Here is a 13,617-nt window from a genome sequence, read left to right as displayed (position 1 = left end):
CTCACGGGTTCACACGGGAAGGAAGTTGATCGGGTGGCTGCCGGTCGCCCACAGGTACTGCGCCGCGTACGCCCGCCAGGGCCGCCAGGCCTCGGCGCGGGCGGTGAGCGCGGCCGGGGTGGCGGGCAGGCCCAGTTCGCGGGCCGCTTGCCGGATGCCGAGGTCGGTGGGGAGGAAGGCGTCGGGGTCGCCCAGGGCGCGCATGGCGATGACGTCGACGGTCCACGGCCCGAAGCCGGGCAGGTCCAGCAGGCGGGCGCGGGCTTCGGCCCAGTCGGACTCGACGCCCAGGGTGAGGGCGCCGTCGGCCAGGTGGCGGACGAGGGTGGTGAAGGTGGCGCGCCGGGTGCGGGGCATCGCGAGCGTCTCGGGGTCCACGGCGGCCAGGGCCTCGGGGGACGGGAAGAGGTGGGTGAGCCCTCCCTCGGGGTCGTCCAGGGGCTTGCCGTGGGCGGTGACCAGGCGGGCGGCGTGGGTGCGGGCGGCGGCCGTGGAGACCTGCTGTCCGAGCACGGCGCGGACGGCGAACTCGGCCTCGTCGACCGTGCGCGGCACCCGCCGGCCCGGCGCCCGGTCGACCAGGGGCGCGAGCAGCGGGTCGGCGCGCAGCCGGTCGTCCACGGCGACCGGGTCGGCGTCCAGGTCGAGCAGCCGACGGCAGCGGCTGATGGCGACGGTCAGGTCGCGTGGGTCGCTGAGGGTGAGGCGGCAGGCGATGTGGTCGGGCCGGGGGGTGAGGGCGGCGATCCCGTGGCCGTAGGGCAGTCGCAGCGTGCGCCGGTAGGCGCCGTCCCGCCACTCCTCCACGCCGGGTACGGCGGTGGCGGCCAGGTGGCCGAAGAGGTTGTCGGGGTGGAGCGGGGCGCGGAAGGGGAGCCGGAGCGCGAGGGTGCCGGGGGTGGTCTCGGCGCTGTGCGCGGGCCGCCGGGCGCGCAGTGCGCTCGGGGACAGGGCGAAGACCTCGCGGACGGTGTCGTTGAAGGTGCGGATGGAGGAGAAGCCGGCCGCGAAGGCGATCTCCGCCATGGGCAGCGGGGTCGTCTCGATCAGCAGCCGGGCGGTCTGGGCGCGCTGGGCGCGGGCGAGCGCGAGGGGTCCGGCGCCCAGTTCGGCGAGCAGTTGCCGTTCGACCTGCCGGGTGCTGTAGCCGAGCCGGGCGGCGAGGCCCGGCACGCCCTCGCGATCGACGACGCCGTCGGCGATGAGCCGCATGGCGCGGGCCACCAGGTCGGCGCGCTGGTTCCACTCCGGCGAGCCGGGGCTGGCGTCGGGGCGGCAGCGTTTGCAGGCCCGAAACCCGGCCTGCTGGCAGGCGGCGGCGCTCCGGTGGAAGGTCATGTTCTCCGGCTTGGGCGGGACGGCCGGGCAGCTCGGCCGGCAGTAGATGCCGGTGGTCAGGACGGCGGTGAAGAACCATCCGTCGAACCGCGCGTCCTTGGACTGCACGGCGCGTACGCAGTGCTCCCGGTCGAGGGGCGTCGCTGTCTGCATGCCTCCAGGATCGACCCGCGCGGGTGCCGGTGGCTGGCGAGAATCCGACATGGACCTGGCGCGCAGGCGGGCGGACAAACGTTACGGCGCGGGGTTCAGCGGGTCGTCGAGGACGCCGGCGAGGCGGCCGGACTCGGCGGCGGGATCGAGGCCGGGGTCGAGTTCGCCGGCGGCGGCCGTCAGGGCGTTGAGGGCCGGGACGAGCCCGGCCCGCTCCTGTGCGGGGAGTCGCCCGACCAGGGCCCGGATCTCCGCGCGGCGGTGGCTGAGCACGCGGTCGACCAGTTCCTCACCCGCCGGGGTGAGCCGCAGGACCACCTCACGCCGGTTGTCCGGGTTGACCCGCCGGTCGGTGAGGCCGAGGCTCTCCAGGCGCTCGACCATGCGCAGCGCGGTGGAGGAGCTGACGCCGAGGGTGGCGGCCATGGCGGCGAGCTTGATGGGGCCACAGGTGCGCAGCGCGACCAGGGAGCGGAGCTGAGGCAGGGTCAGGGGCACGTCGACGGAGGCCAGGGCGCGCGCGGACAGGGCGACGATCAGCCGGGAGGCCGCCATCACCGCGAGGGTGACCTCTTCCGCCTCCCGGTCCAGGGCCTCGTCCTCCCGGCGGTCCGGGGCCTCGTCCTCCCGGTCCAGGGCCTCGTCGGGACTCTCACGCACCGGCGCCTTCCGCCGGCCTCCGTCCTGCTGGGCCATGGACTCCTCACTCCGCCGCTGCCGTCTCACGAACCGGACACCGCCTGTCACCGAAGGTGACCATTGCAGACTGCAATGATAAGCTGCTCGGCATACCGCAGGCCGAGCGGGCGCGACGGCCTTAGGTGCCGAAGGTGATGACGATGAGATCCGAGCCGATACACGAAGCCTATTCCTTCGTGTGCCTGCGCTGCGGGCACGCCTGGGAGGGCACCTACGACATCCGGCACACCCGGGACGCCCAGGGCCGGCCGCGTGCCACGTACTACGTGCGCGGCGGCCTGCGGGTTCCCTCACCGCTGACCGCCAACACCTGTCGCGTGTGCGGCGGGCGCAGGATGCGCATCCTGCGCCCGGGGCGGGTCCGCTCGGCCCGTCCCGCGCCGCGCTGACGGCACCGGCCGCGACCCGTCCGGGCGGGGCGGCGGACGCGCGACGACGCGTGTCCGCCGTCCCGTCCGCATGTCACGCCTCCACCCCCAGCGGGCAATGTCGCCCGCCCGGCCCGGTGCCGCCCCGGCGGCGCCGAGCCGCTCACCCCTGTCGTCCCGCCCACCGCCCACCTCTGCAACCGCCGCCGCACCCGACCCGGAGCCACCATGCCCTCGTACGCCTCCGCAGGCCCTCACACACCCGTCCGGCAGCTGCCCGCGCTGAAGATCCCGCACCTGGGGGACTTCCATGTGCCGCCGCGCGTGGTGGTGATCAGCGCGCTCGCCGTGCCCGTCGGCGCCGTGGCGGCGCTGGTGGCCGCCGGTCTGCTGAAGCTGATCGCGCTGATCACCAACCTCTCCTTCCTCGGCCGGTTCGGCTTCGGCTCCGCGGTGCCCGCGGACACCCCGCACCGCTGGCTGCTGGCGCTGATGCCGGTGGTGGGCGGTCTGCTGATCGGCCTCATGGCCCGCTACGGCTCGGAGAAGATCCGCGGCCACGGCATGCCGGAGGCCATCGAGTCGATCCTGGTGGGCGGCAGCCGGGTCCAGCCGCGCGTCGCCGTGCTGAAGCCGGCCTCGGCCGCGATATCCATCGGCACCGGCGGCCCGTTCGGCGCCGAGGGGCCCATCATCATGACCGGCGGCGCCGTCGGCTCGCTGCTGGCGCAGTTCCTGCGGGTCACCACCGACGAGCGCAAGGCGCTGCTCGTGGCGGGCTCCGCCGCCGGCATGGCCGCGACCTTCAACGCGCCGCTCGCCTCCATCCTGCTCGCCGTCGAACTGCTGCTGTTCGAGTGGCGGCCCCGCTCCTACCTGCCCGTCGCCGTCGCCGCCGTGACCGCCACCCTGGTGCGCGGCCCGCTGCTCGGCACCGATCCGCTGTTCGGCGGCGCCCGTGTGCCCGCCCACATCGCACTGCCGTCCTACGGTCTGTGCCTGGTCGCCGGTGCCCTGGCCGGCCTGCTCGCGCTCGGCGCGACGGCGCTCGTCTACTTCTCCGAGGACCTGTTCGCCCGGCTGCGGATCCACTGGATGTGGTGGCCGGCGATCGGCGGCGCGGTCATCGGCGCCGGCGGTCTGATCGAGCCCCGCGCACTCGGCGTCGGCTACGACGTGATCGACGCCCTGCTCACCGGACACGCCACGGTCGGTCTGATCGTCGGCATCCTGATCGTGAAGACGCTGATCTGGGGCCTGTCGCTGGGCTCGGGCACCTCCGGCGGCGTCCTCGCCCCGATGTTCATGGTGGGCGGCGCCCTCGGTGCCGCGGAGGCGCTGGTCTTCCCGCACGTCAGCCCCGGTTTCTGGGCCCTGGTGTCGTTGGCCGGCGTCCTCGGCGGGGTGATGCGCTCCCCGCTCACCGGCATCGTGTTCTGCCTGGAGCTCACCCACGAGGTCAACGCGCTCATACCGATGGTGATCACCGCGTCGGCGGCGTACCTGATCTCGGTGGTGCTGCTCAAGCGGTCGGTGCTGACCGAGAAGCTGGCCCGGCGCGGGCTGCACCTGACCCGGGAGTACTCGGTGGACCCGCTGGAGGTGCACCTCGTCCGGCAGCTCGAGACGCCCGCCGGGGTCACCTTCGCCGGTGACCGCACGGCGGGCGAGGTCACCGCGCTGCTGCGCGCCGCGCACGACACGGGCGATCCCGAGGGGCTGCTGGCGCAGCAGCTGTACCCGGTGCTCGACGCGGACGGCGGCCTCACCGGCGTGGTGACCCGCGGCCAACTGGTCCACGCGGACCCCACCGACGCCACCCCGCTCGCCGAGCTGGCGGCGCCCGCGGTGACCGCGTACCCGGACGAGACCCTGCGGGCCCTCGCCAACCGGATGGCGCAGTACGAGGTGACCCGGCTGCTGGTGGTCACGAGGGAGGCGAAGCCGCAGGTCGAGGGCATCATCAGTCTGCGCCATCTCCTCACCGCGCGGCGCATCGACCTGCACGAGGAGCACCACGCCGAGCGTGTCCTCACCCTGGGGCGGCGGCGCGCGGCGATCACCACGGCGAGCTGAGGCACAGACCCCGTGCCATACACAACTATTGCAAAGGCCAAGAAAAACTCCGCCCTAAGTCGGATCAACAGAGCGTAGTCACCCCACTGCGGAGCGCATCCGTACCCGAAGCTGGCCGAAGCGGAACAGCCGGCTTCGAAAGGGAGTGACCAGTGGGACGGCGCGGTGCCCGACGGGAAGCGGAACGGATGGCGGCGCTCGCCGCCGACCAGTTGCTGCGGGCCGGCGGGATACTGCGCCGCACTCCCACCACCCCGGACCTGCGCGCGGTCCTGCGGACCGACCAGGAGGTCAACGACGCGCCGTACCGGGAGCGTTGGGCGCACGACCGGGTCGTGCGCTCCACGCACGGCGTGAACTGCACGGGCTCGTGCTCGTGGAAGGTGTACGTCAAGGACGGTCTGATCACCTGGGAGACCCAGGAGACGGACTATCCCTCGACCGGCCCGGACCGGCCGGAGTACGAGCCCCGCGGCTGCCCCCGCGGTGCCTCGTTCTCCTGGTACACCTACTCCCCCACCCGCGTGCGCCACCCCCATGTGCGCGGCGTGCTGCTGGAGTTGTACCGCGAGGCCCGCGCCCGCCTCGGCGATCCCGTGGCGGCGTGGGCCGAGGTCACCGGGGACCCGGACCGGCGGCGCCGCTACCAGGCGGCCCGGGGCAAGGGCGGCCTCGTCCGCGTCGGCTGGGAGGAGGCCCTGGAGATCGCGGCCGCCGCCCATGTGCACACCATCGCCACGCACGGACCGGACCGCGTCGCCGGCTTCTCCCCCATCCCGGCGATGTCCATGGCCTCGCACGCCGTCGGCGCGCGGTTCATGTCCCTGATCGGCGCGCCGATGCTGTCCTTCTACGACTGGTACGCGGACCTGCCGATCGCCTCCCCGCAGGTCTTCGGCGACCAGACGGACGTGCCCGAGTCCGGGGACTGGTGGGACGCGGCCTACCTGGTGCTGTGGGGCTCCAACGTGCCGGTGACCCGCACCCCGGACGCACACTGGATGACCGAGGCCCGCTACCGGGGCCAGAAGGTCGTCGTGGTGTCCCCGGACTACTCCGACGCCACCCGGTTCGCCGACGAGTGGCTGCACCCGCACCCGGGCACCGACGGGGCCCTGGCGATGGCCATGGGGCATGTGATCCTCACGGAGTGCTTCGTACGGCGCCGGGTGCCGTACTTCACCGACTACGTCCGGCGCTTCACAGACCTGCCGTTCCTCGTCGAACTCGAGGAGCGGGACGGGCAGTTCGTACCGGGGAAGTTCGTCACCGCGGCACACCTCGGACCCGGCGCGGACGACGCGGAGGCCGCGTGGAAGCCGGTGCTCCTCGACGCCGCCTCCGGGCGCCCGGTCGTCCCGAACGGCACCCTGGGCGAGCGCTGGGCCAAGGGCGGCGAGGGCCGCTGGAACCTGGACCTCGGGGACGTCGAGCCGGAGCTGACCCTGTACCGGCCGGGCGGGGACGCCGCCCGGGTGCTGCTGCCGCGCTTCGACGGCGAGCCGCCGTGCGTGCGCGGGGTGCCGGTGCGCGAGGTGGGCGGCCGCCGTGTCACCACCGTCTTCGACCTGCTCCTCGCCCAGTACGGCGTCGGCCGCGCGGGCCTGCCCGGCGTCTGGCCGGCCGGCTACGACGACCCCGCCGAGCCGTACACCCCCGCCTGGCAGGAGGCGGTCACCTCGGTGCCGGCCGGGGCGGTGGTGCGCCTGGCCCGGGAGTTCGCGGACACCGCGGAGAAGAGTCGCGGCCGCTGCATGATCCTGATGGGCGCCGGCACCAACCACTGGTTCCACTCCGACACCATCTACCGGTCGTTCCTCACCCTGCTGCTGCTCACCGGCTGCCAGGGCGTCAACGGCGGCGGCTGGGCGCACTACGTCGGCCAGGAAAAGGTCCGGCCGTACGCGGGCTGGCAGCACCTGCAGTCGGCGGCGGACTGGGTGCGCCCGTCCCGGCAGATGGCGGGGACGCCGTACTGGTATCTGCACACCGGCCAGTGGCGCTACGACGCGCACCGCGCCGACACCCTGTCCTCGCCCACCGGTCGGGGGCTGTTCGCCGGGCGGCACACCGCCGATCTGGTCGCGCAGTCGATGCGGCTCGGCTGGATGCCGTCCGCGCCCGCGTTCAGCGCGAACCCGCTGGACCTGGGCCGCGCGGTGCGCAGCAGCGGGCACGAGCCGGACGAGTGGGTCGCCGCGCAACTGGCCGCCGGAAAGCTGGCTTTCGCCTGCGAGGACCCCGACGATCCGGCCAACTGGCCGCGGGTGCTGACCGTCTGGCGGGCCAACCTCATCGGCTCCTCCGCCAAGGGCAACGAGTTCTTCCTGCGCCATCTGCTGGGCGCGAGCGACAACGCACGGGCCGAGGAGGCGCCGCCCGAGGCCCGGCCGCGGGACGTCGTCTGGCACGAGGAGGCGCCGCGCGGCAAGCTCGACCTGCTGCTCGCGCTCGACTTCCGGATGACGTCGACCACGCTCATGGCCGACCTGGTGCTGCCGGCCGCCACCTGGTACGAGAAGCACGACCTGTCCAGCACCGACATGCACCCCTACGTGCACGCCTTCTCCCCGGCGATCAGCCCGCCCTGGGAGGCCCGCACCGACTTCGAGATCTTCCACGCGCTGGCCGCGAAGTTCAGCGAACTCAGCTCCGGCCGGCTCGGCACCGCCTACGACCTGGTGGCCACGCCCCAGCAGCACGACACCCCGGGCGAGACCGCGCAGCCCGGCGGCACGGTGGCGGACTGGCGCGAGGGCGCACCCGCCCGACCGGGCCGCAATCTGCCCCACTTCACGCTGGTCGAGCGGGACTACACGGCCGTCGCCGACCGGCTGGCCGCCCTCGGGCCGCTCGCCGAGGAGCACGGCATCACCGTCAAGGGTGTCACCGTGCGCCCGCAGGCCGAGGCCCGCTGGCTGGCCGCGCGCTGCGGCACCGCACGCTCCGGGGCCGCGCGCGGGCGCCCGCTGCTGGACACCGACGTCAAGCTGTGCGAGGCGATCCTGGCGCTGTCCGGCACGACCAACGGGCGGATCGCGGCCGAGGGGTTCGAGCGGCTCGCCGAACGCTGCGGCGCCGGCAGCGCCTTCGCGGCGCTCGCGGAGGCCGTGCACGAGCGGCGCGTGGTCTTCTCCGACACCCAGGCCCGGCCGGTGCAGGTCGGCACCAGCTACGAGTGGTCCGGCAAGGAGGCCCCGGACCGCCGCTACGCGCCCTTCACGGTCAACACCGAACACCTCAAGCCCTGGCACACCCTGACCGGCCGTCAGCACTTCTACCTCGACCACGACTGGATGGCCGAGTTGGGCGAACAACTTCCGGTGTACCGACCGCCGTTGGACCTGCCCGCGCCGGGCGCGGCGGGTGAGCGGGAGGTCGCCGTCCGGTACCTCACCCCGCACTCGAAGTGGTCCATCCACTCCGAGTACCAGGAGAACCTGCTCATGCAGACCCTGGCGCGCGGCGGGCCGGTGATCTGGATGAGCGTCGCCGACGCCGAGGCCATCGGGGCCGCCGACAACGACTGGGTCGAGGCGGTCAACCCGGGCGGCGTGGTGGTCGCCCGCGCGATCGTCTCGCACCGGATGCCGCCCGGCACGGTGTTCATGTACCACGTGCAGGAACGCCTGGTGAACGTGCCGGTCAGCGAGGCCACCGGCCGGCGCGGCGGCGTGCACAACGCCCTCACCCGGGTCCTGATCAAACCCACCCATCTCATCGGCGGCTACGCCCAGCTCTCCTTCGCCCCCAATTACTACGGCCCCACCGGAAACCAGCGCGACGCCCGCACCGTGATCCGCCGCCGCGCCCAGGAGGTGCAGTACTGACATGCGCGTCATGAGTCAGGTCGCCATGGTCATGAACCTCGACAAGTGCATCGGCTGCCACACCTGTTCGGTCACCTGCAAGCAGACCTGGACCAACCGCACGGGCACCGAGTACGCCTGGTTCAACAACGTGGAGACCCGCCCCGGCCAGGGCTACCCCCGGGGGCACGAGGACCAGGAGAGGTGGAAGGGCGGCTGGCGGCTGGACACCCGGGGCCGGCTGGTGCCGCGCGCCGGCGGCCGGGCCCGCCGGCTGGCCCGCCTGTTCGCCAACCCCGAACTGCCCTCCCTCCAGGACTACTACGAGCCCTGGACCTACGACTACGACACCCTGCTCACCGCCCCGCCCGGCGACGACCTGCCCACCGCCCGCCCCCGCTCCCTGATCGACGGCCGCCCCACCGCCGTCACCTGGGGGCCCAACTGGGACGACGACCTGGGCGGCGGGCCGGGGCACCTCGCCGGGGACCCGGTGCTGCGGCAGATGAACGAGCGGGTGCGGCTGGAGTACGAGCAGGCGTTCATGTTCCACCTGCCGCGCATCTGCGAGCACTGCCTGAACCCGTCCTGTGCGGCCGCGTGTCCCTCCGGGGCGCTGTACAAGCGGATCGAGGACGGCATCGTGCTGGTCGACCAGGACCGCTGCCGGGGCTGGCGGATGTGCGTGACCGGATGCCCGTACAAGAAGGTCTACTTCAACCACGCCACCGGCAAGGCGGAGAAGTGCACCTTCTGCTATCCGCGCATCGAGGCCGGTGAGCCCACCGTCTGCTCGGAGACCTGCGTGGGCCGGCTGCGCTATCTGGGCGTGCTGCTCTACGACGCCGACCGGGTGGGCGAGGCCGCCGCCGTGCCCGACGAACGCAAGCTGTACGAGGCGCAGTTGGGCTGCTTCCTGGACCCGCACGACCCGCAGGTGGTGCGGGCCGCCGAGGAGGCGGGCATCCCGCACGACTGGATCACCGCGGCCCGCCGCTCCCCGGTGCGGGACCTGATCTGCACCTACCGCATCGCGCTCCCCCTGCATCCGGAGTACCGGACGATGCCGATGGTCTGGTACGTGCCCCCGCTCTCCCCCGTCGTCGAGGCCCTCACCCGCGGCGGGCACGACGGCGAGGACCCGGCGGCCCTGTTCGGCGCGATCGACGCCCTGCGCATCCCGCTCGGCTATCTCGCCGGGCTGTTCACCGCGGGCGACGAGGGCCCGGTGGAGGCGGCGCTGTGCCGGCTGGCCGCGATGCGCGCCCACATGCGCCGGGTGAACCTCGGCGAGGAGCGCGACCCGGCGATCGCCCGGGGGGTGGGGATGGACGAGGCCGGTCTGGAGGCGATGTACCGGCTGCTGGCCCTCGCCAAGTACGAGGAGCGGTACGTCGTGCCGACCACGTACGTCGCCGGCGCCGGGGACGGCCCGGCGGCCGGCCCGGGCTGCAGTCTGGAGGGGGCCGGCGGGCCCGGCATGTACGGCACGGACGACGCGTCCCTCTTCCACGCGCCGCCGGCCGCCGCACCGGCCGGGGCATGCGGGGCTTGCGGGACCGCCGGGGCTGCCGACGGTCCGGCCGGGGACGCGTCGCTGCGGGGCCGGGTCAACCTGTTCAGCTGGAACGGCCGTGGCCGTCCCCGGGGCCTGTTCCCCGAGCGGAGGGGTGAGGCCCGGTGAACCACCGGCACCGGGCCGTGCACCAGGCCGCCGCCCTGCTCCTGCACTACCCCGGCGAGGACTGGCCGCACCGCCGCGACCGGGTCGCCGGGGCCCTCGCCGGGCTGCCGGGCCCCGACACGGAACCGCTGCTGGCGTTCTGCCGGGCCACCGCCGCCGTCCCGCCCCTGGAACTGGCGGCCCGGTACGTCGCCACCTTCGACCGCAGCCGCCGCCGCACCCTCCACCTCACCCACTACACCGACGGCGACACCCGGCGCCGGGGCTCCTCCCTCGTGGCGCTCAAGGCCCGCTACCGAGAGCACGGCTGGGAGCCGCCGGCGGGCGAACTGCCCGACCACCTCCCGACGATGCTGGAGTTCGCCGCCCGCTGCCCCGGCCCGGGCCGGGCCCTGCTCCACGCGCACGCGGGCGCCCTCGACCTGCTCGCCCGCGGCCTGGCGGCCCACCGCAGCCCGTACCTGGACGTGGTGCGCGCCGTCCGGGCCACCCTTCCGGCCGCGCCGGTCCCCCCGCAAGCCCCGCACGAACCGCCCGCCCCCGTGCCGTACCCGCTGCCGCACGCGCCGGGCGACGAAGGAGTCCGCCGCTGATGAAGCACCTGCACATCGCGCTGTGGGGCGTACTGCCCTACCTCGCCCTGGTGGTCCTGGTCGCCGGCACGGCCTGGCGCTACCGGTACGACCGCTTCGGCTTCACCACCCGCTCCAGCCAGCTCCACGAGTCCCGGCTGCTGCGCGTCGGCGCCCCGCTGTTCCACTACGCCCTGTTCCTCGTCGCCGGCGGCCACGTCATGGGGCTGCTGGTGCCCGAGTGGCTGACCGCGCGGCTCCGGGTCCGCGAGGAGCAGTACCACGCCGTCGCCCTGACCATGGGCGGCGCGGCGGGCGTCGCGGCGGTCTTCGGACTCGCCCTGCTGCTGTACCGCAGGCTGCGTGTCCCCGCCGTACGCCGGGCGAGCAGGCGCAGCGACCGGGCGGTGCTGCCGCTGCTGGCGCTCGTCCTGCTCGCCGGGCTGACCGCGACCGCGTCCTCGGTGACCAACCCCTACGACTACCGGCTCGGCGTCGCCGTCTGGTTCCGCAGCCTGTTCACCCTCGACCCCGACGTGGGCGCCATGGCGCACGCGCCGCTCGTGTACCAGTGCCACGCTCTGCTCGCCCTCGCCCTGTTCGCCCTGTGGCCGTTCAGCCGGCTGGTGCACGCCTTCACCGTGCCGCTCGGCTACCCGGCCCGCCCCTACGTGGTCTACCGCTCCCGGGGCGGCGCCGCGCGACGGCGCCGTCGTACACCGTCCACCGCGAGGGCGAGAGGGGTGGCGGTGAAGACCGAGGAGTAGGTGCCGACCGCGAGACCGATGAGCAGGGCCAGGGCGAAGTCGGTGAGCGTGTCCCCGCCGAGGACGGCCAGTGCGGTGAGGATGAAGGCCGCGCCCAGGCCCGTGTTGACGGTGCGGGGCAGCGTCTGCAGGATCGCCCGGTCGGCGATCCGGGGCAGCGGTGCCCCTCGGTCGCGCCGGCACAGCTCCCGGACGCGGTCGAAGACGACGACGGAGTCGTTGACCGAGTAGCCGATGACCGTGAGCAGCGCCGCGAGGAACACCCCGTCGACGGGCTTGCCCAGCCAGGCGAACACGCCGACCAGGATCACCACGTCATGGGCGAGGGCGGCGACCGCCGAGATGCCGAACAGCCGGCGGAAGCGGACGGCGAGATACAGCAGTTGCGCCGCGAGGGCCGCGCCGAGGGCGATCAGCGCGTTGCGCCGCAACTCCTCGCCCAGGCTGGGGCCGATCAGCTCGTCCCGGACCTTCTCCGCCCCGTCGCCGAGCCCGGCGACGGTCCGGGTGAGCGTCGCGGCCTCGGCGTCGCTGAGTTCCCCGGTGCGCACGGTGAGACCGGTGCCGTCGGTGGACCGGACGACGGCGCGCGGGAGACCGGCGTCGGCGAGCGCGGCCCGGGCCCGGTCCGGATCCACCGGGGCGGAGGTGGCGTACTCGATCTGGCGGCCCCCGGTGAACTCGATGCCGAGGTCGAGACCGCGCACGGCGATGCCCGCGGCGGCCAGGGCCAGCAGGGTGGCGGAGGCGGCCAGCCAGCGGCGCGGGCGGCGCATCGGACGCGGGCGGCGCCGGGCGAGCCGGTCGCGGACCGCGCCGGTGACGGTCAGTCCGGTGAGGTGCGGCCGGCGGCGCACCCAGGGTCGGGACGCGGCGTACTCGGCGAGGACGCGGGTGACCACCAGAGCGCCGATCATGGAGGCGAGCACCCCGATGCCCAGGGTGACGCCGAAGCCGCGCACCGGTCCGGAGGCGAACAGGAACAGCAGCGCGGCGGCGATCAGGGTGGTGACGTTGGAGTCGGCGATGGCGCTGAAGGCGTTGCGGAACCCGGCGCTCAGCGCCGAGCGCGGGCTCGCGCGGTGCCGGGCGGCATACTCCTCACGCGCCCGTTCGAACACCAGGACGTTGGCGTCCACGGCCATCCCGATCGCCAGCACGAAGCCGGCCAGACCCGGCAGGGTCAGCGTGGCGCCGAGCGCGGCCAGCGCGGCGTAGGAGATCAGGCCGTACGCGGCCAGCGCGAGCACGGCCAGGGCGCCCATGAGCCGGTAGACGGCGACGATGAACAACGCGGTCAGGGCGGTGCCGGCGACGGCCGCCCAGGCGCTCGCGGTGATGGCCTCGGCGCCCAGGGTCGGCCCCACGGTGCGCTGTTCGACGGTCTCCACGGGCACGGGCAGGGCGCCGCCCTTGATGAGCAGGGCCAGTTCGCGGGCCTCGGCGTCGTCGAACGACCCGGTGATCTGCGTGGAGCCGCCGGTGATGCCGGTGCCGCAGGCGACGGACGGGTCGACCTGCGGCGAGGAGATGATCCTGCCGTCCAGGACGATGGCGACCCGGCGCGCCGGGTCCCCGGCCGGACGGCAGGCGGCCTCGCCGGTCAGCCGGGTCCAGCGGTCGCGGCCGGCGCCGTCGAAGTCGACGGTGACGTGCCATCCGGCGCCCGTCTGCGGGTCGAAGCGGGCGGCGGCACCCTTGACGTGCTGCCCGGTCAGCGCGGCCGGCGCGAGACGCAGCGGCCGGCCGGACTCGTCGGGCAGCACCCGCTCCCGGGGCCGGGCCTCGGCGTCGGCGGTGCCGAGCACCGGGTGGAAGGTGAGCTGGGCGGTGCGGCCCAGCACGTCGGCGGCCCGGCGCGGGTCCTGCACCCCGGGCAGTTCGACGACGATCCGGTTGCTGCCGGAGCGGTGCAGGCCGGGTTCGGCGACGCCGAGCGCGTCGATACGGCCGCGCAGCACCTCCAGGGTGCGGTCGGTGGCCTCGGGGCCGGCCCCGGTGGTGGGCGTGGAGCGGGTCTCCAGCACGATCTGGGTGCCGCCGCGCAGGTCGAGCCCGAGACGGAGCGGCACGGTCAGCGTGACGAACAGGGACAGGGCGAGCACGATGAGGGCGAACAGCGCCCTCACCCGGGTCGAACGGTTCAACGGA

9 protein-coding genes are annotated in these 13,617 nt (G+C 74.3%); 6 read left to right on the top strand and 3 right to left on the bottom strand.

The features are described from left to right. Positions 1–9: 9 nt before the first annotated feature. A complete protein-coding gene (locus ACZ404_RS15650) occupies positions 10–1,491 on the bottom strand; it encodes an AlkA N-terminal domain-containing protein (RefSeq protein WP_468440000.1) in 1,482 nt (493 codons plus the stop codon). Between the two features lie 81 nt (positions 1,492–1,572). Next, a complete protein-coding gene (locus ACZ404_RS15645) occupies positions 1,573–2,187 on the bottom strand; it encodes a MarR family winged helix-turn-helix transcriptional regulator (protein WP_468439998.1) in 615 nt (204 codons plus the stop codon). A 143-nt stretch (positions 2,188–2,330) separates the two neighbouring features. Here ACZ404_RS15645 and ACZ404_RS15640 point away from each other — a divergent pair, with 143 nt between their 5' ends. The 6 genes from ACZ404_RS15640 (at position 2,331) to narI (ending at position 11,466) form a co-directional block, all read left to right on the top strand. Beyond that, complete coding sequence (locus ACZ404_RS15640) at positions 2,331–2,579, top strand: hypothetical protein (RefSeq protein ID WP_468439996.1); 249 nt, start codon at positions 2,331–2,333, stop codon at positions 2,577–2,579. 207 nt (positions 2,580–2,786) lie between these two features. Next, the gene (locus ACZ404_RS15635; RefSeq protein WP_468439994.1) at positions 2,787–4,634 is read left to right on the top strand and encodes a chloride channel protein; all 1,848 of its coding nucleotides are present in this window, start codon (positions 2,787–2,789) and stop codon (positions 4,632–4,634) included. A 188-nt stretch (positions 4,635–4,822) separates the two neighbouring features. Next, the gene (locus tag ACZ404_RS15630) at positions 4,823–8,464 is read left to right on the top strand and encodes a nitrate reductase subunit alpha (protein WP_468439992.1); all 3,642 of its coding nucleotides are present in this window, start codon (positions 4,823–4,825) and stop codon (positions 8,462–8,464) included. A gap of 1 nt (position 8,465) precedes the next feature. Then, the gene (gene narH / locus ACZ404_RS15625) at positions 8,466–10,127 is read left to right on the top strand and encodes a nitrate reductase subunit beta (protein WP_468439990.1); all 1,662 of its coding nucleotides are present in this window, start codon (positions 8,466–8,468) and stop codon (positions 10,125–10,127) included. Then, on the top strand, positions 10,124–10,720 hold the full coding sequence (gene narJ, locus ACZ404_RS15620; RefSeq protein WP_468439988.1) for a nitrate reductase molybdenum cofactor assembly chaperone: 597 nt from the start codon (positions 10,124–10,126) through the stop codon (positions 10,718–10,720). Before narH ends, narJ begins: the two co-directional genes overlap by 4 nt. Further along, a complete protein-coding gene (gene narI / locus ACZ404_RS15615) occupies positions 10,720–11,466 on the top strand; it encodes a respiratory nitrate reductase subunit gamma (RefSeq protein WP_468439987.1) in 747 nt (248 codons plus the stop codon). Before narJ ends, narI begins: the two co-directional genes overlap by 1 nt. Here the strand turns inward: narI and secD are convergent. Beyond that, the gene (gene secD / locus ACZ404_RS15610) at positions 11,376–13,613 is read right to left on the bottom strand and encodes a protein translocase subunit SecD (RefSeq protein WP_468439985.1); all 2,238 of its coding nucleotides are present in this window, start codon (positions 13,611–13,613) and stop codon (positions 11,376–11,378) included. The genes narI and secD overlap by 91 nt on opposite strands. Between the last annotated feature and the right edge of the window lie 4 nt (positions 13,614–13,617).

The sequence above is a fragment of the Streptomyces sp. NPDC030798 genome, from assembly GCF_055572275.1.
Note: the sequence above shows the minus strand (reverse complement) of the source record. Positions and strands in the feature narration are given on the sequence as shown.

Excerpts from the sequence above, each read along its gene's own strand:
- ACZ404_RS15650 (WP_468440000.1), bottom strand. The coding sequence starts at position 1,491 with ATGCAGACAGCGACGCCCCTCGACCGGGAGCACTGCGTACGCGCCGTG.
- ACZ404_RS15645 (WP_468439998.1), bottom strand. The coding sequence starts at position 2,187 with ATGGCCCAGCAGGACGGAGGCCGGCGGAAGGCGCCGGTGCGTGAGAGT.
- ACZ404_RS15640 (WP_468439996.1), top strand. The coding sequence starts at position 2,331 with ATGAGATCCGAGCCGATACACGAAGCCTATTCCTTCGTGTGCCTGCGC.
- ACZ404_RS15635 (WP_468439994.1), top strand. The coding sequence starts at position 2,787 with ATGCCCTCGTACGCCTCCGCAGGCCCTCACACACCCGTCCGGCAGCTG.
- ACZ404_RS15630 (WP_468439992.1), top strand. The coding sequence starts at position 4,823 with ATGGCGGCGCTCGCCGCCGACCAGTTGCTGCGGGCCGGCGGGATACTG.
- narH (WP_468439990.1), top strand. The coding sequence starts at position 8,466 with ATGCGCGTCATGAGTCAGGTCGCCATGGTCATGAACCTCGACAAGTGC.
- narI (WP_468439987.1), top strand. The coding sequence starts at position 10,720 with ATGAAGCACCTGCACATCGCGCTGTGGGGCGTACTGCCCTACCTCGCC.